Genomic DNA, 23,789 nt, shown 5'->3' on the forward strand with positions numbered 1-23,789 from the left:
AATCGTCCTACTTCAGAAAGCCGTTCTTCTTCAGGAAGTCCTCGGCGACGCCCTTGACCGGCTCACCCCCGACCTGCACGCGGCCGTTCAGTTCCTGCAGCGTGACGAGATCGAGCTTGGCAAAGACCGGCTTCAGCAGCGTCTCGATCTCGGGATGTTCCTTGAGCACGGATTCACGGATGATCGGCGCCGGCTGGTAGACCGGCTGCACGCCCTTGTCGTCCTCGAGCACGACAAGGCCGGACGGCGCGATGCCGCCATCGGTGCCGTAGACCATGGCGGCATTCGCCCCGCTGGTCTGGTTGGCCGCCGCCGCAATGGTGGCCGCCGTGTCGCCGCCCGAAAGCGTGATCAGCTGATCCGGCTTCAGCGTGAAACCGTAGGTGGTCTGGAAGGCCGGCAGGGCTGCCGCCGAATTGACGAACTCGGCGGAAGCCGCGAGCACCACCTTGCCGCCGCCGGTGACATATTTACCGAAGTCCGACAGTGTGACGAGCTTGTTCCCGTCCGTCACTTCCTTGCGCAGCGCGATCGCCCAGGTGTTGTTGGCCGGCGCCGGCGACAGCCAGACGATCTTGTTTGCGTCATAGTCGAGCTTCTTGGCCGTCTCGTAGGCCTTGGCGGCATCCTTCCAGACCGGGTCATCGGCCTTCTCGAAGAAGAAGGCGGCGTTGCCGGTGTATTCGGGATAGATGTCGATCTCACCGGCGGTGATCGCCTTGCGCACCACCGGCGTGCCGCCAAGCTGGACGCGGTCGGTGGTCTTGATGTTGTTGGCGTTGAGAACGAGCTGGATGATGTTGCCGAGCACGCCGCCCTCGGTATCGATCTTCGAGGAGACGACCACCTGAGCACTGGCGGATACCGCCGTGACGGCCAGCGCCAAAGCCGCGCCGGCGAAAACCTTGACTGAAAACATTGTGAAAACCTCTTGCTGTGAACCGGAATGCGGTGGCCGCATATGAGCATGGCTTCAACGGCCAGTCGGGGCACACGGTTTCATAACAATAGGTACAGGCGCAATAATTTTGTTCCGGCGCGGCAAATTCAACCGAAGCAATGCTGACAACATCATGTCAGGTCAATAGCAAATTAAGGATCAGGCGCTGGCCTTGCGCAGGCTCGTCAGCTTGAGCGCGCCGAGCGCGACGAAGCACAGGACGGTGACCGGAAAGATCATCCAGTTCAGCATCTCCCAGCCCCAGGCGTTGTAGACCATGCCCGACAGCAGCGACGCACAGGCGACCGAGCCGAACAGGACGAAGTCGTGAAAACCCTGCACCTTGCCCTTTTCCGACGGCCGGTAGCTCGCCGCCACCATGGCGGTGGCGCCGATGAAGCCGAAATTCCAGCCGAGGCCGAGCAGGATCAGCGACGTCCAGAACTGCCACAGTGCCAGGCCCGACAAAGCAACGGCAGCACAGCCGATCAGCAGCAGCAGACCGATGGCGACGATACGTTCGGCGCCGTAGCGATGGATCAGCGAGCCGGTGAAGAAGCTCGGCGCGAACATCGCCATGACGTGCCAGGAGATGCCCAGCGTCGCATCGTCCTCCGACAGGCCGCAGCCGACCATGGCCAACGGCGCTCCGGTCATGACGAAGCTCATCAGCGCATAGGCGCCGACGGCGCAGAACAGCGCGGCGACAAAGCGCGGCCTGGTGACGATTTCAGAGAGGGGTCTGGCATCACCGTCGGCAATTTCAACCTTGCTCGCCGCCTTCGCCGGCAGGCGCAGAAACGACAGGATAATGGCGCCGACCGCGGCCAGCGGCAGGATGGAGGCGAACGACCCGGCAAACATCACCGGCGCGAACAGTTCGCGGGTGAAGATGACGATCTGCGGCCCGAGGATGGCGGTGATGATGCCGCCGGCCAGCACGAAGGAGATGGCGCGCGCCTTGAACTGCGGCGGCGCGTTGTCGGCGGCGGCGAAGCGGAACTGCTGGACGAACGCACCACCGATGCCGATCACCAGCAACGCGAAGGCGAACAGCCAGAAACTGCCGTGGAAAAGCGCCAGTGTGGCAATCAGGCCGCCAAGCGCGGTAACGACGGTTCCGATCATGAAGCCGCCGCGCTGGCCCAGCCTGCGGATGATGGCCGCGGCCGGCAGCGCGCCGAGTGCCACGCCGATGTTGAAGCCAGTGATTGGTGCTGTCGCCAGCGATTTGTCGGCACCGAGCAGATATTGCCCGGCCAGCGCGCCCATGGAGATGGCGATGGGCGCCGCTGAGCCGATAATCGCCTGCGAGGCGGCGAGGATCAGCGCGGTGCGTCGCGCGTCCTTCGGCGCCTCGACGGCGATGGCCGTCACGATGCGTCCTTGCCGCGCCCCTCGCCGCGCACCCGGCGTGACACGCGGTCGAGCACGGCATTGACCAGCTTCGGCTCGTCTTCCTCATAGAAGGCCTTGGCGATGTCGACATATTCGGAGACGATGACGGCCACGGGCACATCCTCGCGCTTCATCAATTCATAGACGCCGGCGCGCATAATGGCGCGCAGCGTCGAATCGAGCCGAGACAGCGGCCAGTCATCGGTCAGCGCCTGGCGGATGACCGGATCGATGGTCTTCTGGTTCTCGACGACGCCGGTCAGGATGGCGCGGAACCATTGGGCATCCGCCTCGCGATAGAGCGCGCCGTCGACTTCCTTGCCAAGGCGGAACGCCTCATATTCGGCGGTGATCTCGAAGACACCGCTGCCGGCGACATCCATCTGATAGAGCGCCTGCACGGCGGCCAGACGGGCGGCGCCGCGCTTGTTGGCATGGCGCACCGCGGGCTGTCCGGGCGAAGCGGGTTCGCTCACGATCGCGCTCCCAGCTGTTCCTTCAGCGCGATCATGGTCAGCGCCGCGCGCGCGGCAAAGCCGCCCTTGTCGCCTTCCGAGCGCTTGGCCCGCGTCCAGGCCTGCGCGTCGTTCTCGGTGGTCAGGATGCCGTTGCCGATGCAGACCGAGTCCTGCACGGACAGGTCCATCAGTGCGCGGCTGGATTCATTGGCGACGATGTCGAAATGATAGGTGTCGCCACGGATAATGGTGCCGAGCGCAACGAAGCCGTCGTAATGCGTGCCGCCTTCCGCCGCGCCGTCCAGCGCGAAGGTGATCACTGCGGGAATTTCGAGCGAACCTGGAACGGTGACGACGTCGTAGGTCGCGCGAGCTTCATCGAGCGCGCTTGTGGCGCCGTCGAGAAGCGCGTCGGCAAGGTCGTCGTGAAAGCGCGCTTCGACAATCAGCAGATGCGCCTTCGCCTTCGGACGAATGAAGGCTTTGCCGTGTTGGGATGTGCCTGCCATAAAAATCTCCGGGGGGTTGCCGGTGACTTAGGCCGAAGCCGGATTGATCGCAAGCGGAAGATTGCCCGAGGCGCATCAGACCGCCTTGGACCAGCCTGTTCCGCAGGCTCTCAAAGCCCCTCTTTCGCCGCCTCGACTAGGCGCGCGGCGTAGCGGGCCATGGTGTCGATCTCGCGCTCTTGGCAGCGATGCTTTGCCGCAATGGTGGCATGAGGCGGTATTGAGAACCACGAGCTAAGCTGCACCCTTGGCATGTGCCAAACGTCGATATTTTCCCGGCGGCATACCAGACCAATCACGAAATGCCCGGCTGAAAGAGATCTCGGATTCATATCCGACGGCACTTGCGATAACTGCCATCGAGAGACTTGAGGTCGTCAGCATGTCGGCGGCCATCGCCATGCGCTGCGAGGTCGCATAGGCGATTACGGTCGAGCCTATCAGTTGCCGAAAGCGATTGGCGAGAATTGTGCGCGAAAGTCCAACAGCCTTCGCTAGCGACGCGATTGTCCAAGGGGTTGAAGGCTGAGCGTGAACAAGCGAGAGAACTTGCGCAATTTGCGGGTCCGCCAACCCGCGCAACCAACCGGTCGAATCGTCCGGCATTGACGCGACATAGTTTCTGACCGCTTGCACAAATAGAACTTCGGCCATCCGCTCCGCAATCGACTGGAAACCCGGTCGACCCTCTTCTGCTTCGGCGATTAGCTGGTCGACACCACCAATTCCATCGAAAGTCTGGCCAACGGCCACCTTCACGCGAATAACGGAGGGTAACGATGACGACAATGGATTCTGGCGCGTTTTGCCAAAGGTGAAAATGCCGCTCAATATCGTTGTTGAACGGCCATTCCCGCCGAACTGAAACCGAGGCAGCGGCCCCATGCGGCTTTCGACATTCCACGCGCTCGAAATCCCGATCTCCTGAAGAAGTTGTGGAAATGGAATACGGGCCGACTGTTGATCTGCTTGAAGCCCATGTGGCTCACCGTGACAAACGATCACCATGTCGCCAGGCGCCAATTCGCTCATGGACCCGTCTGGCGCGGCAAACATGCATCGTCCATCTATTACGATGTGAAACGGTGCGGCACCACTAATGTCCGGTTTCTCGAAGCCCCACGGGGCCCTAAATTCGCTGATGCTCACGACCACACTGCGAAGGCGAAGATCGCGCAAAACATCGCTCAAGAGGTCCATTTCCGTACTCTCTGTTAAGAAATGCGTACTGCAAGACATTCATCATTCGACTGCGGCTGTCTAGTCTGAACTCATGCCGATCCCCTTCGGCCCCGAAGTTCGCTGCAACCGACAGCGCAAACACGAATGAAGGATACGAATGTACAAGACCTTCCTCGCCACGCTTGCCGTCGCCACGGGCAGCGTGCCGCTCGCTTCTGGCCAAAGTCATGCCGCTGACAATGTCACTTATTCTCTCGTTCCGGGTGGCAAGGCAACTTTCACCCCTGTCGATCCCAGCCAGCCGAATGGCATTCAGATTTCGATTGTATCGGGTGATCCGGCAAATGGACCCGTGGCTTATCTTTTGAAGTTGCCGAAGGGCGTCGTGCCCAACCATTGGCACACAGGAGACTATTATGCAGTGCTGACCGAGGGCAATCACAAGCACTGGCTCGCGACCGACAAGGGCACGGGAAACATCAACCCTCCCGGCACCACATGGGTTCAGCCGGGTGGGCGAGCCAATACCGAGGGCGATGAATGCCTTTCTGCTTCCTGCACAATTTTCGCTTTTAGCCCCAACGGCATTGGATTCCGTGTGGCGAACTGAATGTGGCAGTCCGTTGATGGACTGGAGGGCGGAGGTATTCTCACGCTGCTTTGCCGAATTGATTGAGAAGCATGCCGACCCGCAGGCATCCAAACCAAACCCCATAGCAAATAGGTGCAAAATGATCCTTGTAACTGGAGCGGGTGGCAAAATAGGTGCCACCCTGATTAAGCTGCTGAACGGCGCGTCCTTCCGGGGCGCTTACAATTCGCCAGAGAAGCTAGTCGCCGCCCGCGATCGCGGTCTCGACGCTGTACACATTGATTACGCAAGGCCTGAAACCCTTGAAGCAGCATTGCACGGCATGGATACGGTGTTCCTGCTGTCCGCCGGCCCTGGGTACGTTCATCTGGAGCGGAACATGGTCGATGCAGCTAAAACGGTCGGCATCAAGCGGATCGTGAAGCTGTCAGCCTGGCAAGCGGACAAGGAGCCATACACGATTGCTGCCGATCATCGTGCCATTGAGCGCGTCATCGAAGCTTCGGGGATTGCCTGGACGTTCCTGCGTCCCAATGGCTTCATGCAGAACTATCTCGGCGACGCAGCCACAATCAAAACGCAGAACGCCTTCTATCGGCAGGCCATGGACAACAGCGTCAGCTTCATCGACGCTCGCGACATTGCACTCGCTGCATTCAAGGCATTGACGACCTCTGGCCGTGACGGCAAAGCCTATGAACTTTCAGGGCCGGAAAGCCTGACCAACTTGGATACGGCAAACATCTTGGCAAGGGTCCTTGGCAAGCCGATCACCTACGTTCCGGTGCCTGCCAAGGTTGCCAGAGCCGGGATGCAAGCCGCAGGACTGCCGACCGACCGTATCGATTCCATTGAAAATCTGATGGGAGCGTATGAGACTGGCATCGGAGCACCGGTAACACCGGACCTTGAAGGTCTTATCGGTCGGCGCGCCATTTCATTCGAGCAGTTTGTTCGAGACCATATCGCCGCGTTCCAATAGGTCTATGTCCAAGCCACTCGCCGCCCAGCTTTGTGACAAAGACCATGATGTTATCGAAAATGTCCTAGACAGGACCGGGATCACGCCCGGCCCGGCGAAAATCGCTGACAAGCTCCAAAACGGAACCCTTGTCTACTATAGCCCTTCTTTCGCCGCCTCCGCCAGCCGCGCGGCGTAGCGGGCCATGGTGTCGATCTCGAGATTGACGCGGTCGCCGGCCTTGCGCTCGCCCCAGGTGGTGACGGTCAGCGAATGGTGGATCAACAGCACGTCGAAGCGGGTTCCCTCGACCTTGTTGACGGTGAGCGAGGTGCCGTCGAGCGCGACGGAGCCTTTCGGCGCGATGAATTTTGCCAGATGGCGCGGCGCCTCCAGCGTGAAGCGCACCGCGTCGCCCTCATCCTTGCGCCCGACGATCTCGGCGGTGCCGTCGACATGGCCTGACACGATATGGCCGCCGAGTTCGTCGCCGATCTTCAGCGCCCGCTCGAGATTGACCTTGCTGCCGGATTTCCAGCTCGAGGACGTGGTCAGCCGCAAGGCTTCTTCCCAGGCCTCGACCTCAAACCAGCGGGCGTTGGAGCCATGGTCAGGCAAAGCCGTGACTGTCAGGCAGACGCCGCCGCAGGAGATCGAGGCGCCAATGGCGATGGTCTCGGGATCATAGGTGGTGTCGATGCGCAAGCCGACGCCTTCGCTCAGCGGCTTGACGGCCGCGACGGTGCCGATATCGGTGACAATTCCGGTAAACATCGATGCTATCTTCCCGTTTTGACCATGACCTTGTCCGAAAATCGGGTCCCACTTTTCGGGATCATGGTCTAGAGGTCTGTTACCCACTCGGCGTAGCTGTCTTCACCAAAGTGCATTTCGCGCAGCTTGCGAAAGCCTGCCGGGATATGGTCGGCGTCGATGGGCGATGCAATGCCGTCATCGCCGATCGCCTCCGGCCCCTGGAACAGCACGATGCGGTCGACCAGCCCATCGGCCAGGAAGGCGCTGGCCACCCTGGCGCCGCCCTCGACCAGCACGCTTGCCATGCCGAGCGCCGCCAAATCCTCGAGCAATTCCGGCAATGCCACGCCGCCTTCATGCGTTTCGGTGCCGATGAAGCGCACACCAGCGCGCTCAAGCGCTGCACGGCGCTGCGGATCGGCTTCCAGGCAAGCGGCAACGTAGAGCGGCACGCGATCAACGCCCGAGGCCAGTTTCGAGGCCTCCGGCAGCCTGATCTGCCGGTCGAGCACGATGCGTGCCGGCGAACGGTTCTCCAGCCCCGGCAAGCGGACCGTCAGCGCCGGATCGTCTTCCAGCGCCGTGCCGATGCCGACCAGAACGGCGTCGGCCTCGGCCCGCATCAGATAGACTTCGCGGCGTGCGATATCGCCTGTTATGGCGACCTGGCCGGCGCCCTCCCGGCCGATCTTGCCATCACCGGAAAGCGCAAGCTTCAGAATCACTTCCGGGCGCTTCCTGAGCGACCGAATCAGATAGCCGGCCATCTGCTCGGACGCTTCGGCAGCCAACACTTTTTCGACCACCTCGATGCCGGCGGCACGCAGGATGGCATAGCCCTTGCCGGAGACCCGCGTATCCGGATCGCTGGCGGCCCCCACGACGCGCGCAATGCCGGCATTGACCAGCGCATTGGCGCAAGGCGGGGTGCGGCCGTGATGCGCGCAGGGCTCCAAAGTGACGTAAGCGGTGGCGCCAAGCGCCAGCTCGCCGGCCTCGGCCAGCGCCTCGGTCTCGGCATGCGGCCGGCCGCCGACAGCAGTGACGCCGGTGCCGACGATCATCGGCCCCGCGCCATCATCGCGCACGATAATCGTCCCGACGGAAGGATTGGTCGAGGTCCGGCCGGCGTTCCTGCGCGAAAGCCGCAGGGCGGCGGCCATGAAACGGCGATCAAGGGCCGCCTGCTCGGCCTCGCTACGCTGCGATTTTGCCATGCTTAGCTGGCTTCCTCTTCAGTCTTGTCTTCGTCGCCCTTCAACTCGCCCAGCAGTTCATGGAAATCCTTGGCCTCGCGGAAATTGCGGTAGACCGAGGCGAAGCGCACATAGGCGACATCATCGAGCGATTTCAGCGCCTCCATGACCAGCCGGCCGACCTCGCCGGACGCCACTTCCGTCTCGCCGGAGCTCTCGAGCTGGCGCACGATGCCGGTCACCGCGCGGTCGATGCGTTCGGGATCGACATTGCGCTTGCGGACCGCGATCTCGACCGAGCGCAGCAGCTTGTCGCGGTCGAATGGCACTTTCCGGCCCGACTTCTTGACCACGACAAGGTCGCGCAGCTGCACGCGTTCGAAGGTTGTGAATCGGCCGCCGCAATCAGGGCAGACACGCCGCCTGCGGATCGCCGCGCCGTCCTCGGCGGGGCGCGAATCCTTCACCTGCGTATCTTCCGACTGGCAATAGGGACAGCGCATGAAAAGCCTTGGGTTCGCGAATGTGGTGAGGCGAAAGGCTTAGAGCCTTTCTGGTCTGGATTGAAGCAGTTCCGTTTCTTCAGAGATAGCGAGGCGCAAGGAAGATTACCAGCGCGGCAAACAGCCAGACGGCAATGCCGCCAACAACGGCCAGGCGATAGTCGACCTTGTCGATGAACAACCAGCAGGCACCGAGGAAGGCAAGGTAGGCGGGAATTGTCTTCATCCCAGCAAGGCAGGCCTCGCGGAAACCACCCGGATCGCCCTTGGCGCCGACGGCGAGCAAAGCAATGACGGCAAAGGTCGGCGCCAGCGGCAGAATCCCGGGCAGGACATTGCCTCGCTTGGACAGCCAGACGATCAGCGCCGTCACCAGCCCGCCGACCACGCCCTTCCAGAGAATATCCATCCGCAGGCCCCCTACTCCAACCTGGCCGTCGGCGTCACGGCGCGACGTCCTTGGTCGGGAAGCCGCAGGATGTTCCGAGGCTACGGTAGGCCTTGGTGAAGCCGTCCATCGGGATGCTGGCGACGGCCTGCTTGCCGAAAGTCACATCAAGCGAAATGACACTGCGCATGGCACGCAGCAGCGCGAGGCTGGTCTTGGCCTGATTGTCGACCGTCCAGCTCGGACGGCCGATGACGGCATTGTTGGAATAGACCGTCGCCGCAACCTTGACGCCAGGATCGCCGAACGTCGCCGCGATCTTCTCGCCGGTCGGCAGTTGCTTGTTGTCGACGGTGAGCATGATGGCCGGATAGGCATCGGGCGGCAGCGCATCGCCGGTAGAGATCGACAAGGTCAGCGTGCCCGAATTACCGCTCGCATCGAAGAACGCCGTCGAAGCCGCGCAAGTCTTGCTTGTATCCTGGCCGCTGTCGAGCACATCGACGATGGTTGTCCATTTGCCGAAGGTGGCGGTGGCGGGCGTCTCCGGGGCGGGCTGCGTCTGCGCCAAGGCGGACCCGCAAACGGCCAGCCAGCCGATAGTGCCAAGTGAGGCGAGACAAAAATTGCGCATCATCAAATCTCCAGTTCATGCGTCACCCGACGAGGGGTGACGCAGTGCCGGCGAATAAGAGATGACGCTTTGCGCCCGGTCAATCGAGGATGGTCAACCGAGATAGGGATAGAGCGGAAAACGATCGGTCAACGCCACGACCTTGGCCTTGACCGCCGCTTCGACCGCGGCATTGCCCTCGTCCGAATTGGCGACCTTGAGACCATCCAGCACCTCGGCGATCAGCTTGCCGATCTCGCGGAATTCGGCCTGGCCGAAGCCGCGCGTGGTGCCGGCCGGCGTGCCGAGGCGCACGCCCGAAGTGACGAAAGGCTTTTCCGGATCGAAGGGGATGCCGTTCTTGTTGCAGGTGATGTTGGCGCGGCCAAGGGCTGCCTCGGCGCGCTTGCCGGTGGCGTTCTTGGGGCGCAGATCGACCAGCATCAGATGGTTGTCGGTGCCGCCGGAGACGATGTCGAGGCCCGTCTCCTTGAGGCTCGAAGCCAGCGCCTTGGCGTTGGCGGCCACGCTCTCGGCATAGAGTTTGAAGCTCGGCTTCAGCGCCTCGCCGAAGGCCACCGCCTTGGCGGCGATGACATGCATCAGCGGGCCGCCCTGCAGACCGGGGAACACGGCGGAGTTCATCTTCTTGGCAATGTCTTCGTCGTTGCACAGGATCATGCCGCCGCGCGGGCCGCGCAGCGACTTGTGCGTGGTGGTCGTCACCACATGGGCGTGCGGCAGTGGCGAGGGATGCACGCCGCCGGCGACGAGGCCCGCAATGTGCGCCATGTCGACCATCAGATAGGCGCCGACCGCATCGGCGATCTCGCGAAAGCGCTTCCAGTCCCAGATGCGCGAATAGGCGGTGCCGCCGGCCAGGATCAGCTTCGGCTTGGTCTCATGCGCGGTCTTCTCGATCGCGTCCATGTCGAGCAGATGGTCTTCCTTGCGCACGCCATAGGAGACAACCTTGAACCACTTGCCGCTCATGTTGACCGGCGAACCGTGGGTGAGGTGGCCACCGGAATTGAGGTCGAGGCCCATGAAGGTGTCGCCCGGTTGCAGCAGCGCCAGGAACACCGCCTGGTTCATCTGGCTGCCCGAATTCGGCTGGACGTTGGCGAAATTGCAGCCGAACAGCTTCTTCGCCCGTTCGATGGCGAGTTCCTCGGCCACGTCGACGAACTGGCAACCGCCATAGTAGCGCTTGCCCGGATAGCCCTCGGCGTATTTGTTGGTCATGATCGACCCCTGCGCCTCGAGCACCGCGCGGGAAACGATGTTTTCCGAGGCGATCAGCTCGATCTCGTGGCGCTGGCGACCGAGCTCGTTGCGGATCGCGCCGAAAATCTCCGGATCGGCGTCTTCCAGCGTGGTTTCGAAGAAGGACTCGAATTTATTCGACGCTGCCGCTGCTGTTGCCATGGCCTGAAAATCCTCCGGTTCGGGGCAATTTATCTATGCTTATCGTTGCCCCAAAACCGCTGCGCACTTTTGGGCGACACGCATTGCCGCGCCATTAACACAGTTGTTTTCGACCCGCCACGTTTGCGGCGCGAAATTTGCTGGCCGGTTTGCGGCAGAGACGGCAAATCCGGCGCGGCAGGAGCCCTAGCTTCGCGCCTGCCTGCCGTTCAAAAGGGCTTCCGTGAGCGTAATCTCGGTGAACAGCGCCCGCGCCGTGTGGTCGTTGATCTCGCCGCGGCGAAGCATGGCGCGCAAGGCATCACGCTCGGCGGCTATGCCGGCGAGCCTCAGATCGATCTCCAGCCTGCCTGCCTCGCGCACCTCGGCGCGCGCCTCATCGGCCTCGTCGGACGCTGCGATGCGCCGCCGATAGGCAGCGACAATGCCGTTGGCGGCGGCGAGCCTGACGCCGGGTACATCGCCCTCCTCCTCATCCGTCTGCGTAATGCTCTCGAGGTGGGCGATTGCCGCCTTCGCCGCACCGACACGCGCCTTGCGTTCCTCAGCATCGCCGGCGTCTTCGCCCGGCTCGACCAGCCCGCGCGCGATCACCGGCAAGGCCAGGCTGGCGATGACCAGGGAGCAGATGATGACGCCGGCGGCGAGGAAGATGACCAGGTCCCGCGCGGGAAATGGCGAACCATCCTGCAAGGCCAGCGGCAGCGACAATATGCCGGCCAGCGTGATGGCGCCGCGCACACCGGCCACCGAACCGGCGAGCCGCACGCGCAGGCCGAACGGCTCGGCCTCGCGCTTGCCGAGCCGCGCCGCAAACCCCGCCGCGATGTCGCCAATCCAGATCCAGACGAAGCGCAGGCCTATCAGGCACAGCGTCAGCAGCAGAACCGTCAGGACCGGCTCCAGGAGCCAATGGCGGCTGGATAGCTCGGGCGGCACCTTGCGGATGATTTCGGGAAGCTGCAGGCCGAGCACGATGAACAGCGCGCCGTTGAAGACGAAGGAAAACGTCGTCCACAGCGAGATCGTCTGCATGCGCGCCGAGACGCCTAGGAAGCGGAATATGCCGGTGCTCCCGGTCAAGAGGCCGGCGGTCACCGCCGCCAAGATGCCCGAGGCGCCGAAATGCTCGGCGCCGAGATAGGCGACGAAGGGAAGCAGGATGGTGATCAGCACCTGCGCCTCGGCCGGCACGCCGCCGATGCGGTTCAAGAGTTGCAGCGCCTTGGCGGCGACGAACAAGGCCGCCACGCCGGCCAGGATGCCGACCGCCACGGCGTAGAGGAAACTCAGCGAAGCGGCTGCGAAGGAGAAACTGCCGGTCAATGCCGCCGCGACGGCAAAGCGGAACATGACAAGGCCCGACGCATCGTTGAGCAGCGACTCGCCTTCCAGAATGTGCATCAGGCGCGCCGGAACGACGTTCCTGTCGACGATCGAGGAGACGGCAACCGCATCGGTCGGCGACAGCACCGCGGCGAGCGCGAAGGCAACGACCAGCGGAATGCTCGGCACCAGCCAATGCAAGGCATAGCCGAAGCCGACGATTGTGAAGAAGACGAGGCCGATGGCAAGGTCGAGGATCGGCCCGCGCAATGCCAGCAGCTCGCGCTTGGGCGCGCCGAAAGCGTCACTGAACAGCAGCGGCGGAATGAACACCAGCAGGAACAGTTCCGGATCGATCTCGACATGGATGCCACGCACCGGCCAAGCAAGGGCAGCACCTATGGCGATCTGCAGGACCGGCAGCGGCACCCGCACCAGCCGCACCAGCGCGCCAGACACGGCGACGAAGACGAGCACGACGAGAATGAAGATGGCGGTTTGCATGGTGCGGTTCCGGCTGTTTGCCGGACCATGCGCAATCGTCGGCCTCGCGTCCAGACAGGCCGCGGCGCGGCGATGGTCGAGACGGCGGTGCGCTTCCATGTCGACAATGCCAGGCGCAAGCTCGGCGCCGTCAACCGCGCGCAAGCAGTGGCACGCCTGGTCAACCAGCGGCTGATCTAACGTTTCCGCAAACAAAAAGGCCGCCCTTCGGCGGCCTTTCGCTAGAATTATCAGTCGCTTAGAGCGAAGAGGTGATCTGGAGCTCGCTGGCGCCGTCCAGCGCGTAGACGTCGTCGCGGAACTGCACGACGCCGGGTCCGGTCGACCAGGCTGAGAGATAGAGGAAGTGCACCGGTACCGGGTTGGTGACCTGGATCGGCGTGTTCTGGCCGGTCTTGATCGCCGCCTCGAAATGCTGGCGGTCCCAGCCGGGCGTGTCGCGCAGGACCCAGGTGACGAGATCGCGCACGTTCTGGACGCGCACGCAGCCCGAGGAATCGAAGCGCATCATCTTGCCGAACAGGCTCTGCTGCGGCGTGTCATGCATGTAGACGCCATCCGGGCTCGGGAAGTTGATCTTGACCGACGCCATGGCGTTTTCCGAACCGGGATCCTGGCGGAACCGGTACTTGGCCGCATCATCCGTCGACCAGTCCACATTCATCGGATCGACTTCGCTGCCATCCGGCGCGAACAAGCGGATATGGCTGTTCTTCAGATAGTTGGGATCCTTCCGCATCAGCGGAATGATGTCCTTGCGCACGATCGAGACCGGCGCGTTCCAGTACGGGTTGACGATGATCTCGTTGATCTTGGAATTGACGATCGGCGTCTGGCGGTCGATCTTGCCGACGATGGCGGTGTGGCGAAGCACGACGCGGTCGTTCTCGACCGCTTCGACCTGCGCGGCCGGAATGTCGACCAGCACGTAGCGGTTGCCGAGCGTGCCGGCCTTTTCCTTCAGCCGCTGCAGATTGGTCTGCAACTGGCCAAGCCGGATCTGTGCCGAAACGTTCATCGCGGCGTAGGTGTATTTGCCCATGGAGCCGTCGGCCGGCAAGCCGTGGCGCAGCTGGAAACGCTTGACCGCCGAGTCGACATAGGAATCGAAGGCCGTCGAAATGCCGGCGCTCTGCGACAGGTCGCCCGCAATCATCAGGCGCTTGCGCAACGGCACGACATCGGGATCATCGACGCCGAGTTCCAATTTCTTGGTCGCGGGAACCTCTACCCAGCCGCCCTGCCCGACAATGCTCTGATATTGCGCGACCGCCTGCTCCGTGAACGCAACAGTCTGCGGGCTGAAGATCGGCAGCGTCGAAGCCACCTTGCCGCCTTCGCTGGCACGGGCGTCGAACTGGTCGTCCCAATTGCCGCGGGCCGAGGATTTCAGGATATCCCCGATCACATCCTGCGCGCTCGCACGGCCGGCCACCATGGCGGCGGCGAGCAACGAGGCTCCGGAAAGGAAAAGGCGGCGGCTGGTTCTCATGGACGTTCCAGACATAGGTAGCGGTTCGATCAATTGCTGCGTCGATCATCGGGCGATCTCGCCCGCACTCTAAAATTGGCAATCTTAACAATTAGCCAACCATGGCCCGTATCACGTTGGCAGGAAACGCACGCGGCGCGATACGGTTGCGGGTGGACGCATGGTCTTCACGACAGCATCACTGCCACCCTCGGTTCCACTGGAATATGGCGGCAACGTGGCCTTGCGCCCAATTTGGGCTGCCCCGGTATGGCGAAATGAAAGAGGCGTGCTTTTTCGGTACCGACCCACGTTGCCAGCGCTGGGACACCGCGCGGAGGAACAGCTTCGTCCCAGCTAAGGCTGTGAGCTGGTTTTGGCCTCCAGCTCCGAACACCGTTGCAGCACCTGATACTCGGGATATCGCAATATTTTGTTGTCCGGAAGTTTAAGCAGAAGCGCGCGTCGCTTTTCCACGCTCTGCTCATCGTCCGAACAGGTCATATCCAGGACGACGGCGTCCAGGCCTCTAAGCTGCTGGACCCTGTCGAGCGTGCACCCGACTTCCCACATCTCCACCGACTTGTCGGTGAACGTCACCCTGGAGTCATTGTTGTCGCAGGGGCTGCTGCCTTCCACGGCGAAGGAATCCTTCCACCATTCCTCCGCGATGGCCATTTCCGGCGCCAGCAGGAGCACCATGGCGACCGACCAGATTTTGAAGCAGCTCCCTCGACCCATCATGCCCCCTTGTGCGGCGACATTAGGCATTGTGCAGGCGAAAGCAAAGCGTGGGGCAGAAGTCGCGGCCTGCCGGCTACAGGTGGCAACCGGAACCATCGAGTGGCGGCTCGCTCAGCTCCCGGCTAGCTATCCATGATCAGAAAAAGGGCCGGTGCTTTCGGCACCGGCCCCTGACTGAAGGTCGCTATGTAGGCCGCGCTTCTGTGGCGCGGGCCGGATCCGATGCGGCGCCTTACATCCGGTAGGCGATGGTATCGTTCCAGAAGCGGTCGAGCCGCTGCAAGGCGCGGTTCATCTGCTTGAACTCGTCGGTGTTGATGCCACCGACCTGTTCGATCGAGCCGACATGGCGCTCATAGAGACCGGCGACGACGTCGGCCACCTCGTTGCCCTTCGGGGTCAGCGAGACGCGGACCGAACGGCGGTCGATGCGCGAGCGCTGGTGGTTGATGAAGCCGAGATCGACCAGCTTCTTCAGATTGTAGGAGACGTTCGAGCCGAGATAGTAGCCACGCGAGCGCAGCTCGCCGGCGGTCAGCTCGGAATTGCCGATGTTGAACAGCAGCAGCGCCTGGATGGCGTTGATGTCGGAACGGCCGTTGCGGTCGAACTCGTCCTTGATCACGTCAAGCAGACGGCGGTGCAGCCGCTCGACGAGCTGCAGCGATTCCATGTACAGGGTACGGATAGCCTCGCGGCGATCGTCGGATACGTTGGCGGTCTTCGCCGCCGGACGCGAATTGATCATTGTCTTTGCCTCTCGTTTGTCGCCCTGGTGATTTTTTGTTTTTCACCTTGATCGCGACACTATCGAATACTCATAAAATTCGACTTAAACGCTAGGGCTAACAAGAGCTTACCGGTAAGAGGTTTCGAAAGAGGCTTAACGAACGGTCACCCGAGCAAGGATAATTAACCTAAAGGCTTAGGCACCTTTCGCGGGGCTCAAATCCGGCGTTTGCCAAGTCGTCAATGCCCTCAACGGCTTAGTGCCGTACGGGGCGTTTCTGCAGCCAGATGACGACGCGAAAGACGATGTAGAGCAGCGCCACCGCCGCATGCGAGACGACGATCAGCGGGCGATGGCCGAAAAGCTCGGGAAAGCCGGCATACATGACGGTCTCGGTGACCGCGCAGATGAACCAGATCACCGGCCCCCAGGAAGCCAGCATCCACAGCCCCGCCGCGGCAAAGGGGAAAAACACGGCGAGCATCACCGCCGCCACTTGCCAATGCACGGGCATCAGGTCGAAGCGCCAGAGCGGGCCTGGGTAGAAGCCGATCAGCTTGATCCAGTACAGTATGCCGAACAGCAGACAGTAGCCGGCGATGACGCGCTGGAACCAGGCGAAGATCACCTCGACCGTCGAGGGCTGCAGCACGATGCGTCTCGACGTCACCTCGCTCATAGCGGCAGTTCCCGTTCACCGAGCGGGGCGAAATAGGCCTCGACATCCGCCTCGCCGACCGCATCGAGACTTGCCGGCCGCCATTGCGGCTTCGATCCCTTGTCGATGATGGCCGCGCGGATGCCTTCGTAAAAATCGTGGCCGGCAAGCATGCGGTTGAGGATGCGGAACTCCATCTTCATGCAGTCGTCCATCGACAAGGTCTGCCCGGCGCTGATCTGCCGCCAGGCGACGCGGAGGCTGGTCGGCGAGCGCGTGCGGATCGTCGCCAGCGTCTTTGCCGCGAATTCATCGGTGCTTGCCGCGCGATCCAGACTGTGGACGACATCCTGCAGCGACGGCTGGGCGAAATGGCGCGAGATCGCCTCAAGCGTCGGCCTGTCGGTCTCCCGCTTTGCCTGGACAAAGAAACCGCGCAGCACCGATTCCGGATCGCCGGTCAGCACCAGCCGATCGAGGAAGCTTGCCTGGTCTTCGGCCTTGATGGTGTGGGTGGCCAGCCCCGACCACAGCGCGTCGCCATAGCGGATGCGGTTGCCGGTCAGCGCCAGATACATGCCGAAAGAGCCGCCAAGGTCGGGCAGCAGATGGCTGGCGCCAACATCCGGGAAAAAGCCGATGCCGACCTCAGGCATGGCGAACTGGGCATTTTCGGTCATCACCCGGTGCGAGCCGTGAAAGGAAATGCCGACGCCGCCACCCATGACGATGCCGTCGATGAGGGCCACATAGGGTTTCTTGAAGCTGTTGATGCGGGCATTCAGCCGGTACTCGTCCGCGAAGAACTCGACCGGCGGCTTTCCGGCCCGGCCGGCTTCATAGATGTGCAGGATGTCGCCGCCGGCCGAAAACGCCCTGCCCTCGGCCTTGACGACGACGACGTCCACGCCGTCATCGCGCTCCCAGGCACGCAGGGCCTTGCCCAGCGCCTTGACCATGCCATGGGTGACGGCATTGAGCGCCTGCGGCCGCGTCAGCGTGACAACGCCGGCTCTGCCCAGCCGCTCGAAGCGGATCTCGTCGCCGCCGCCAAAATCCATCGCCAGAGAATCCCTTCCCCGCGCCTGCGGGACTGGAAGTGCTAAAGGCGGCGCATGGGTGCGTCAATGGCAGCAGCCTGTTCCCGCGATCTTGGCGGACGGCCGTGGCCGATGCTACGAAGATCGCCACCGTTGCAAGCGAAACGCCGATATTGCGGCGCGGACGGCCTCGGGGGACGGTTGGCCATGCCCGGATTTCTTCGTTGCACGCTTTTGACAGTCGGGCTTGTGATCGCCGGCTTTGCACCGCGCGCTGCATTCGCCGCCACGATAGACGATCTCTACAAATCGCAGACCATCGTCACCGGCCAGGGCGAGGTGAACCGCCAGATCGGCTTCAAGGACTGCCTGGACCGCGTCCTGGTCAGGGTTTCAGGCGATCAGCGGCTGCCGAAAAAGCCGGAAATGCTGGCACTCCGCGACAAGGCCGGCGATTTCGTCGACGCCTTCCGCTACCACGACCGGCTGGAGGGCATTCCGATCCATGACGAGCAAGGCACGCACGACCGGCCACATGATCTGACCTGTCTCTACAAGCCCGCCACGGTAGACAAGCTGCTGGCACAGCTCGGCAGCAAGCCCTGGCTTGGCGAGCGACCGACACTCACCGTCTTTCTCACCACCGAACAGGGCGCCCAACATTTCGTGCTGAGCGTAGAGGAGGAGCGCGGCAAGACGATGCGCGAGTCTTTCGCCAATGCCACCGATCCGCTGCTGATGCATGTCGCATTTCCGAAGGCTGCGCAGCTGGCCGATCTGGACGAAAAGGCGCTGCGCACCGAGGACATGGCAAAGCTGGATCAGTTGGCCAGACAGGTCGGTGGCGCGCAAGCGCTCGCCGGCAGCATCGTATGGAGCGACAAGGAACTCGGCTGGATCGCCGATTGGCGCCTGGACGATCACGGCAAGACCTATCGCTGGCAGGTGCGTGGCGTCAGCTTCGACGAGGCGTTCCGTGTGGCAATCGGAGGTGCGGCACAGATTCTTTCCGGCAATGGCCAGCCTTGACCGGATAGGCATGGCGGGACAGCGCCCCCCTCTGCCGGCCTGGCACAATCGTGTCGCATTGGTCAGCACCAAGGGCTCGTGGTAAAAGCCGATCGAACGAGAGTTTTGGCAATGAACAAATTCACCCCAACCAAGCCAGCCGGCGCGCGCAGCGTCGACGAAATCACCGGCAGCCGCCGCCTGCGCCGCATGCGCAAGGCCGACTGGTCGCGCCGCCTGGTGCAGGAGAACCGGCTTACGGTCGACGATTTGATCTGGCCGATCTTCGTCGTCGAGGGCAAGAATGTGCGCGAGCCGATCGCCGCCATGCCGGGCGTCTTCCGCCTGTCGGTCGACCTTGCCGTCAAGGAAGCCGAACGCGCGGCAAAGCTCGGCATTCCGGCACTCGCCACCTTCCCCAATGTCGACCTCGGCCTGCGTGACCAGACCGGCTCGCACATCCTCGATCCGCAAAACATCATCAACCGCGCCACCCGCGCCATCAAGGACGCGGTGCCCGGGATCGGCATCATCGCCGACGCGGCACTCGACCCGTTCACCAGCCACGGCCATGACGGCATCCTGCGTGACGGCATCATCGTCAATGACGAAACGGTCGAGCAGGTCGCGGCGGCGGCCGTCATCCAGGCGGCGGCCGGCGCCGACATCATTGCGCCGTCCGACATGATGGACGGCCGCATCGGCGCCATCCGCGACGCGCTCGACGCCAACGGTTTTCAGGACGTGGCGATCATGTCCTACGCGACGAAGTTCGCCTCGGCCTTCTACGGCCCCTATCGCGAGGCGGTCGGCACCGCCGGCCTGCTCAAGGGCGACAAGAAGACCTATTACATCGACCACGCCAATTCCGACGAGGCGGTGCGCGAGGCCGAGCAGGACATCGCCGAAGGCGCCGACATGCTGATGGTCAAGCCCGGCCTGCCCTATCTCGACATCATCCGCCGGCTAAAGGACGAGTTCCAGATGCCGACCTTCGCCTACCAGGTGTCGGGCGAATATTCGATGATCAAGGCGGCGGGCGCCAATGGCTGGATCGACGGCGAGAAGGCGATGCTGGAATCGCTGCTCGCCTTCAAGCGCGCCGGCTGCGACGGTATCTTGACCTATTTCGCGCCTGAAGTGGCGCAGATGCTGAAGGGGTAGCAGCGCCTTTCTGCTTCTATCGTTTCAAAACTCCACGTCGAGTTCGATGATGTCCTCGGGCTCGGCAAGCGCGTCTTGTGTCCACTCCTGCATCAGTGGCCAGGCGAGGATCGCGTCGCAATAGCCGGCGAGCGGTGGTTCGAGCTCAACCGCATAGGTGCGGAAGCGGGTACAGACAGGCGCGTACATCGCGTCGGCCACGGTCGGCGACGCGCCGAACAGCCAGGGACCGCCATAGGCCTCGAGGCATTCGGACCAGATCGTCTTGATCCGCTCCACATCCGGGCGGGCGCCGGAAAATATCTTGAAGCTCTTGTGCCGGGCCTTCAGGCTCATCGGCAGTGCCGAGCGCAAATTGTGAAAACCCGAATGCATCTCGCCGGACACCGCGCGGCAATGCGCGCGCGCCGCGCGGTCGGCCGGCAGGAGGCCTGCGCCCGGCATGGACTCGGCCAGATATTCGGCGATCGCCAGCGTGTCCCATACCGTCACTCCGTCATGGGTCAGCCGCGGCACCAGCACCGATGGCGACAGAAGCAGCAATTCCTGCCGCTGCTCGGGATCATCGATATCGATGCGCTCTTCCTCGAACTCCAGCCCGGCCATGCGGCAAAGCAGCCAGCCACGCAGCGACCAGGACGAATAATTCTTCGACGAAATCGTCAACGTCGCCGTGGTCGCCTTTGCCACGGGCGCCTTACTCATGGCCACCTTATTCTTGGCCGCCTTCGTCATGCTGTCGACCCTCCGAGCCCTTTGCCGGCAACAATCCTCTCGCAATGCACAAAATTTTGCACTAGATTTTTTGCACTGCCACATGGCCGCTGGGAATGGGACGTATTCAATGCTGTACCAGGCCTACCAGCTACAGGACGACCTCATCGCCCCGTCGCGTTTCTTCGCCGACCTCATGCACTCGGCGATGGGCGGCATTATCTCAGGCGACAGCGTGAAACAGCGCCTGGCCGCCGGGCTGGAGATGATCGGCCGCTTCAAGCTCACCCATACGCGGCCGGATTTCGATATCAAATCCGTCAGGGTGGGCAATCGCGACGTGCCGGTCAGCGTCGAGACGGCGCTCGACCTGCCGTTCGGCAAGCTTCTGCGCTTCGCCAAGGATATGGATACACGCCAACCCCGGGTGATGGTGATTGCCCCGCTATCGGGCCATTTCTCAACGCTGCTTCGCGGTACGGTGGAAACGCTTCTGGCTGACCATGAGGTCTACATCACCGACTGGGCCAATGCTCGCGACGTGCCGCCCGCGGCCGGCCGCTTCGGGGTGGACGACTATGTCGACTACATCATCCGCTTCCTGCAGGCGATCGGCCCGGGCGCGCATATACTGGCGGTCTGCCAGCCCTGCGTTCAGGCGCTTGCCGCCGTCGCGGTCATGTCCGAGGACAGGCATCCGGCGACACCGCGCTCGATGACGCTGATGGCAGGGCCGATCGATCCGCGCGAAAGTCCTACCAAGGTCAACGAATTCGCCGTCAGCAAGTCGCTGTCCTGGTTCCAGAATTCCGTCATCTCGCGTGTGCCGTGGCGCCATGCCGGCGGCGGACGCCGGGTCTATCCGGGCTTTCTGCAGCTTGCCGCCTTCATGGCCATGAACATGGATCGCCACACCAAGGCCCACCGCAAACTGCATGACCATCTGGCGGCCGGCGAGATCGCCGAGGCCGAGAAGATCAAGACTTTCTATGACGAGTATCTGGCGGTGCTCGACCTCACCGAGGAATTCTATCTCGAGACCATCGACCGCGTGTTCCACAAGGCAGAACTGGCCACCGGGACGTACACTTTCCGTGGCAGCCCGGTCGACCCGGGCGCGATCCGCAACACCGCGCTGCTCACTGTCGAGGGCGGGCGCGATGACATTTGCGCACTCGGCCAGACTTCGGCCGCCCATGAATTGTGCCGGTCCTTGCGCCCGCATCTGAAGCGCCATCACCTGCAGGCCAATGTAGGCCACTATGGCGTCTTCAACGGCAAACGCTGGGAGCGCGAAATCTATCCGATCGTGCGCAATCTCATCCTGTCGATGGAATAGCGTTTCATTCGACAACCGGCAATTTTTTGCACTGACAGAACGCGCCGGCTCCGGCTATGATGCCGGCACGGCCGGAGGCGGCCGGCAGCCCGCACCGGTAAGGACTACCGCTACATGAAACCCGGCCTGGAACACGAGGATGGGCGGTTGACGGTCGAGGTCATCGATCCGTTCAGCAACCACATCCGCTTCATGGAACTCACCGGCGAATGAGCTGGCGGCCGTCCTCGCGGCCGCCAATTATCATCCGAACCGATCGCCACGAAACAGTCCCGCCTGGCGGCGAAGTCTTGGCGCGCGCCTACCATCACCAAGATACCGCTTGCAATTTGCAATCAGTTTGCTAGAAGACAACCAATTGCACAATACAACTGGCTATCGAGGAGGCTTTCATGTCCAAGCTGCGTGTCAACGCTTTCACCCTATCGCTCGACGGTTATGGCGCCGGTCCCGATCAGGATCTGCAAAATCCGCTCGGCATCGGTGGGCAATCCTTGCACAAGTGGTTTGTCGACACCCCCACCTTCCGCAAGATGGTGCTCAGGCTAGATGGCGGCACCACCGATATCAACGAGGCGTTCGCGGCGCGCAGTTTCGAAAATGTCGGCGCCTGGATCCTCGGCCGCAACATGTTCGGGCCGATCCGCGGCGAATGGCCTGACGACAGCTGGAAAGGCTGGTGGGGCGACAACCCGCCCTACCATGTGCCGGTCTTCGTGCTGACGCACCACGAGCGTGCGCCCATCACGATGGAAGGTGGCACGACGTTTTATTTCGTGACCGACGGCATCCATTCGGCGCTCGAGCAGGCGAAGGCGGCGGCCGGCGGCAAGGATGTGCGGGTTGGTGGCGGCGTCTCCACCATTCGCCAATATCTGCAGGAGAGGTTGATCGACGAGATGCATCTGGCAATCTCGCCGGTGTTGCTTGGCAGGGGCGAGAACCTGTTTGCCGGCCTGGACATGTTGAAGCTTGGCTATCAATGCACCGAGCAGGTGGCCACGGCGCTTGCCACGCATGTGGTGATCAAGCGGGCGTAATTACAGCTCTTTCTCCCCGTTTACGGGGAGTTGAGGAGCGGTCCGCGAAGCGGACGAAAAGCCAATTGCTTGGCTTTTCGAGCGACGAGAAGGAAAAAATGCTCAATACTTCTCCGGCACGTAAAGCTCACGCGGCAGGGTCTGGCGCTCGTATTCGGGGTTGAAGACGCGCTCCGGCAGCGTGATCTCCTCGTGCGGCACCTCTTCATACGGCATCTGCTTGAGCAGATGATCGATGCAGTTCAGCCGCGCGCGCTTCTTGTCGTTGCCCTCGACGATGAACCAGGGCGCCTCGGGAATGTTGGTGCGGGCGAAGGTTTCTTCCTTGGCCTTGGTGTACTGCTCCCAGCGCACGCGCGACTGCAGGTCCATCGGCGACAGCTTCCACTGCTTCATCGGGTCATGGATGCGCATCAGAAAGCGCATCTGCTGCTCCTCGTCGGTGATCGAGAACCAGTACTTCACGACAGTGATGCCCGAGCGCACCAGCATGCGCTCGAACTCCGGCACGTCGCGGAAAAATTCCTCGACCTGACCCGCATCGGCAAAGCCCATCACCCGCTCGACGCCGGAGCGGTTGTACCAGGAGCGGTCGAACAGCACGATCTCGCCACCCGCCGGCAAATGCGGCACATAGCGCTGGAAATACCATTGCGACTTCTCGCGCTCCGTCGGCGCCGGCAGCGCCACGACACGGGCGATGCGCGGATTGAGCCGCTGGGTGATGCGCTTGATGACGCCGCCCTTCCCGGCAGAGTCGCGGCCCTCGAAAATCACCACCAGCTTCTTCTTGTGGTAGGCGACCCAGGACTGCAGCTTGATCAGCTCGGATTGCAAGGTGATCAGGTCGCGAAAATATTGCATGCGGTCAATCGAAGGCGGATGCGCGTTCTTGTAGATCTTGGCGATCTCCATCGACAGCGCCGGCTCCGACATTTCGAGCTCATAATCTTCGTCGAGCGTGTCTGCGAGCTCGGCTTCGAGCCAGTCTTTCGCGGGAGAATTCTGTCTTAGCTCGGTCATATCGGTCGCTCCGCTTGCAAGCCTGTCGGTTCATGTCCGGCACCCCAAACTGCTGGCCCGCGGCCTGGAATGGAAACACCTTAGCCGAATTCAATATAGGCCGG

General features: G+C 62.4%; 26 protein-coding genes and 1 pseudogene. 8 read left to right on the forward strand and 19 right to left on the reverse strand.

The window, feature by feature from the left end; translation table 11 throughout:
* Positions 1 to 7: 7 nt before the first annotated feature.
* The 5 genes from osmF to CKW40_RS20095 all read right to left on the reverse strand — a co-directional run bounded on the left by osmF (position 8) and on the right by CKW40_RS20095 (position 4,496).
* On the reverse strand, positions 8 to 919 hold the full coding sequence (gene osmF, locus CKW40_RS20075; protein ID WP_095201581.1) for a glycine betaine ABC transporter substrate-binding protein OsmF: 912 nt from the start codon (positions 917 to 919) through the stop codon (positions 8 to 10).
* 180 nt (positions 920 to 1,099) lie between these two features.
* Positions 1,100 to 2,317, reverse strand: a complete 1,218-nt coding sequence (locus tag CKW40_RS20080; RefSeq protein ID WP_095201582.1) for an MFS transporter — start codon at positions 2,315 to 2,317, stop codon at positions 1,100 to 1,102.
* Entirely contained in the window at positions 2,314 to 2,814 is a 501-nt protein-coding gene (nusB, locus tag CKW40_RS20085; protein ID WP_019857616.1) for a transcription antitermination factor NusB, read from the reverse strand. Before nusB ends, CKW40_RS20080 begins: the two co-directional genes overlap by 4 nt.
* Positions 2,811 to 3,305, reverse strand: a complete 495-nt coding sequence (gene ribH / locus CKW40_RS20090; RefSeq protein WP_095201583.1) for a 6,7-dimethyl-8-ribityllumazine synthase — start codon at positions 3,303 to 3,305, stop codon at positions 2,811 to 2,813. Before ribH ends, nusB begins: the two co-directional genes overlap by 4 nt.
* A 234-nt stretch (positions 3,306 to 3,539) precedes the next feature.
* Positions 3,540 to 4,496 carry an AraC family transcriptional regulator gene (locus CKW40_RS20095; protein WP_179298034.1) on the reverse strand — a complete coding sequence of 319 codons (957 nt, stop codon included), beginning with the start codon at positions 4,494 to 4,496 and terminating at the stop codon, positions 3,540 to 3,542.
* 148 nt (positions 4,497 to 4,644) lie between these two features.
* On the opposite strand from CKW40_RS20095, the gene CKW40_RS43035 reads away from it, so the two are divergent.
* Positions 4,645 to 5,097, forward strand: coding sequence for a cupin domain-containing protein (locus CKW40_RS43035; RefSeq protein ID WP_143748338.1), 453 nt, complete (start codon positions 4,645 to 4,647; stop codon positions 5,095 to 5,097).
* A gap of 16 nt (positions 5,098 to 5,113) precedes the next feature.
* The gene (locus tag CKW40_RS20100; RefSeq protein ID WP_179298035.1) at positions 5,114 to 6,061 is read left to right on the forward strand and encodes an SDR family oxidoreductase; all 948 of its coding nucleotides are present in this window, start codon (positions 5,114 to 5,116) and stop codon (positions 6,059 to 6,061) included.
* A 135-nt stretch (positions 6,062 to 6,196) separates the two neighbouring features.
* Here CKW40_RS20100 and CKW40_RS20105 read toward each other — a convergent pair whose 3' ends face one another.
* From CKW40_RS20105 to CKW40_RS20135, 7 genes are all read right to left on the reverse strand, one after another.
* Positions 6,197 to 6,814, reverse strand: coding sequence for a riboflavin synthase (locus tag CKW40_RS20105; protein ID WP_095201586.1), 618 nt, complete (start codon positions 6,812 to 6,814; stop codon positions 6,197 to 6,199).
* A 68-nt stretch (positions 6,815 to 6,882) separates the two neighbouring features.
* Positions 6,883 to 8,013 (reverse strand): bifunctional diaminohydroxyphosphoribosylaminopyrimidine deaminase/5-amino-6-(5-phosphoribosylamino)uracil reductase RibD, encoded by a 1,131-nt coding sequence (gene ribD, locus CKW40_RS20110; RefSeq protein ID WP_095201587.1) that lies wholly within the window; start codon positions 8,011 to 8,013, stop codon positions 6,883 to 6,885.
* 2 nt (positions 8,014 to 8,015) lie between these two features.
* Positions 8,016 to 8,495, reverse strand: a complete 480-nt coding sequence (nrdR, locus tag CKW40_RS20115; RefSeq protein WP_095201588.1) for a transcriptional regulator NrdR — start codon at positions 8,493 to 8,495, stop codon at positions 8,016 to 8,018.
* A gap of 79 nt (positions 8,496 to 8,574) precedes the next feature.
* Complete coding sequence (locus tag CKW40_RS20120; RefSeq protein WP_095201589.1) at positions 8,575 to 8,904, reverse strand: GlpM family protein; 330 nt, start codon at positions 8,902 to 8,904, stop codon at positions 8,575 to 8,577.
* Between the two features lie 34 nt (positions 8,905 to 8,938).
* Positions 8,939 to 9,517, reverse strand: coding sequence for an invasion associated locus B family protein (locus tag CKW40_RS20125; RefSeq protein ID WP_095201714.1), 579 nt, complete (start codon positions 9,515 to 9,517; stop codon positions 8,939 to 8,941).
* Positions 9,518 to 9,610: 93 nt separating this feature from the next.
* Positions 9,611 to 10,924 (reverse strand): serine hydroxymethyltransferase, encoded by a 1,314-nt coding sequence (glyA, locus tag CKW40_RS20130; protein WP_095201590.1) that lies wholly within the window; start codon positions 10,922 to 10,924, stop codon positions 9,611 to 9,613.
* A gap of 186 nt (positions 10,925 to 11,110) precedes the next feature.
* Positions 11,111 to 12,754: a Na+/H+ antiporter gene (locus CKW40_RS20135; RefSeq protein WP_095201591.1), complete on the reverse strand. Its 1,644-nt coding sequence runs from the start codon at positions 12,752 to 12,754 to the stop codon at positions 11,111 to 11,113.
* 27 nt (positions 12,755 to 12,781) lie between these two features.
* On the opposite strand from CKW40_RS20135, the gene CKW40_RS43845 reads away from it, so the two are divergent.
* Positions 12,782 to 12,934: a helix-turn-helix domain-containing protein gene (locus tag CKW40_RS43845; RefSeq protein WP_179298036.1), complete on the forward strand. Its 153-nt coding sequence runs from the start codon at positions 12,782 to 12,784 to the stop codon at positions 12,932 to 12,934.
* Between the two features lie 58 nt (positions 12,935 to 12,992).
* Here CKW40_RS43845 and CKW40_RS20140 read toward each other — a convergent pair whose 3' ends face one another.
* From CKW40_RS20140 to CKW40_RS20160, 5 genes are all read right to left on the reverse strand, one after another.
* A complete protein-coding gene (locus tag CKW40_RS20140) occupies positions 12,993 to 14,246 on the reverse strand; it encodes a L,D-transpeptidase family protein (protein ID WP_095201592.1) in 1,254 nt (417 codons plus the stop codon).
* A 336-nt stretch (positions 14,247 to 14,582) separates the two neighbouring features.
* A complete protein-coding gene (locus CKW40_RS20145; protein ID WP_244571228.1) occupies positions 14,583 to 14,927 on the reverse strand; it encodes a hypothetical protein in 345 nt (114 codons plus the stop codon).
* A 274-nt stretch (positions 14,928 to 15,201) separates the two neighbouring features.
* The gene (gene ldtR, locus CKW40_RS20150) at positions 15,202 to 15,717 is read right to left on the reverse strand and encodes a transcriptional regulator LdtR (RefSeq protein ID WP_095201593.1); all 516 of its coding nucleotides are present in this window, start codon (positions 15,715 to 15,717) and stop codon (positions 15,202 to 15,204) included.
* Between the two features lie 238 nt (positions 15,718 to 15,955).
* Positions 15,956 to 16,378 (reverse strand): DUF6163 family protein, encoded by a 423-nt coding sequence (locus CKW40_RS20155; protein ID WP_095201594.1) that lies wholly within the window; start codon positions 16,376 to 16,378, stop codon positions 15,956 to 15,958.
* A complete protein-coding gene (locus tag CKW40_RS20160) occupies positions 16,375 to 17,418 on the reverse strand; it encodes an enoyl-CoA hydratase/isomerase family protein (RefSeq protein WP_095201595.1) in 1,044 nt (347 codons plus the stop codon). The genes CKW40_RS20155 and CKW40_RS20160 overlap by 4 nt, the downstream gene beginning before the upstream one ends.
* A gap of 186 nt (positions 17,419 to 17,604) precedes the next feature.
* Between CKW40_RS20160 and CKW40_RS20165 the strand changes: the two genes are divergently transcribed.
* Together CKW40_RS20165 and hemB are read left to right on the forward strand one after the other, a co-directional pair.
* Positions 17,605 to 18,426: a DUF8605 domain-containing protein gene (locus CKW40_RS20165; RefSeq protein ID WP_095201596.1), complete on the forward strand. Its 822-nt coding sequence runs from the start codon at positions 17,605 to 17,607 to the stop codon at positions 18,424 to 18,426.
* Positions 18,427 to 18,537: 111 nt separating this feature from the next.
* Positions 18,538 to 19,569 (forward strand): porphobilinogen synthase, encoded by a 1,032-nt coding sequence (gene hemB, locus CKW40_RS20170; RefSeq protein ID WP_095201597.1) that lies wholly within the window; start codon positions 18,538 to 18,540, stop codon positions 19,567 to 19,569.
* A 24-nt stretch (positions 19,570 to 19,593) separates the two neighbouring features.
* Here the strand turns inward: hemB and CKW40_RS20175 are convergent, their stop codons facing one another.
* Positions 19,594 to 20,274: a glutathione S-transferase family protein gene (locus CKW40_RS20175; RefSeq protein ID WP_095201716.1), complete on the reverse strand. Its 681-nt coding sequence runs from the start codon at positions 20,272 to 20,274 to the stop codon at positions 19,594 to 19,596.
* A gap of 139 nt (positions 20,275 to 20,413) precedes the next feature.
* Here CKW40_RS20175 and CKW40_RS20180 point away from each other — a divergent pair, with 139 nt between their 5' ends.
* From CKW40_RS20180 to CKW40_RS20190, 3 genes and pseudogenes are all read left to right on the forward strand, one after another.
* Entirely contained in the window at positions 20,414 to 21,622 is a 1,209-nt protein-coding gene (locus tag CKW40_RS20180) for a polyhydroxyalkanoate depolymerase (protein WP_095201598.1), read from the forward strand.
* Positions 21,623 to 21,727: 105 nt separating this feature from the next.
* Positions 21,728 to 21,835 (forward strand): annotated as a pseudogene (locus CKW40_RS20185) (glyoxalase superfamily protein); the annotation flags it as partial.
* A 179-nt stretch (positions 21,836 to 22,014) separates the two neighbouring features.
* Positions 22,015 to 22,662, forward strand: coding sequence for a dihydrofolate reductase family protein (locus CKW40_RS20190; RefSeq protein ID WP_095201599.1), 648 nt, complete (start codon positions 22,015 to 22,017; stop codon positions 22,660 to 22,662).
* Positions 22,663 to 22,764: 102 nt separating this feature from the next.
* On the opposite strand, the gene ppk2 is transcribed toward CKW40_RS20190, so the two are convergent.
* On the reverse strand, positions 22,765 to 23,685 hold the full coding sequence (gene ppk2 / locus CKW40_RS20195) for a polyphosphate kinase 2 (RefSeq protein ID WP_095201600.1): 921 nt from the start codon (positions 23,683 to 23,685) through the stop codon (positions 22,765 to 22,767).
* Between the last annotated feature and the right edge of the window lie 104 nt (positions 23,686 to 23,789).

It is taken from the genome of Mesorhizobium carmichaelinearum, assembly GCF_900199455.1.
Lineage (GTDB): Bacteria > Pseudomonadota > Alphaproteobacteria > Rhizobiales > Rhizobiaceae > Mesorhizobium > Mesorhizobium carmichaelinearum.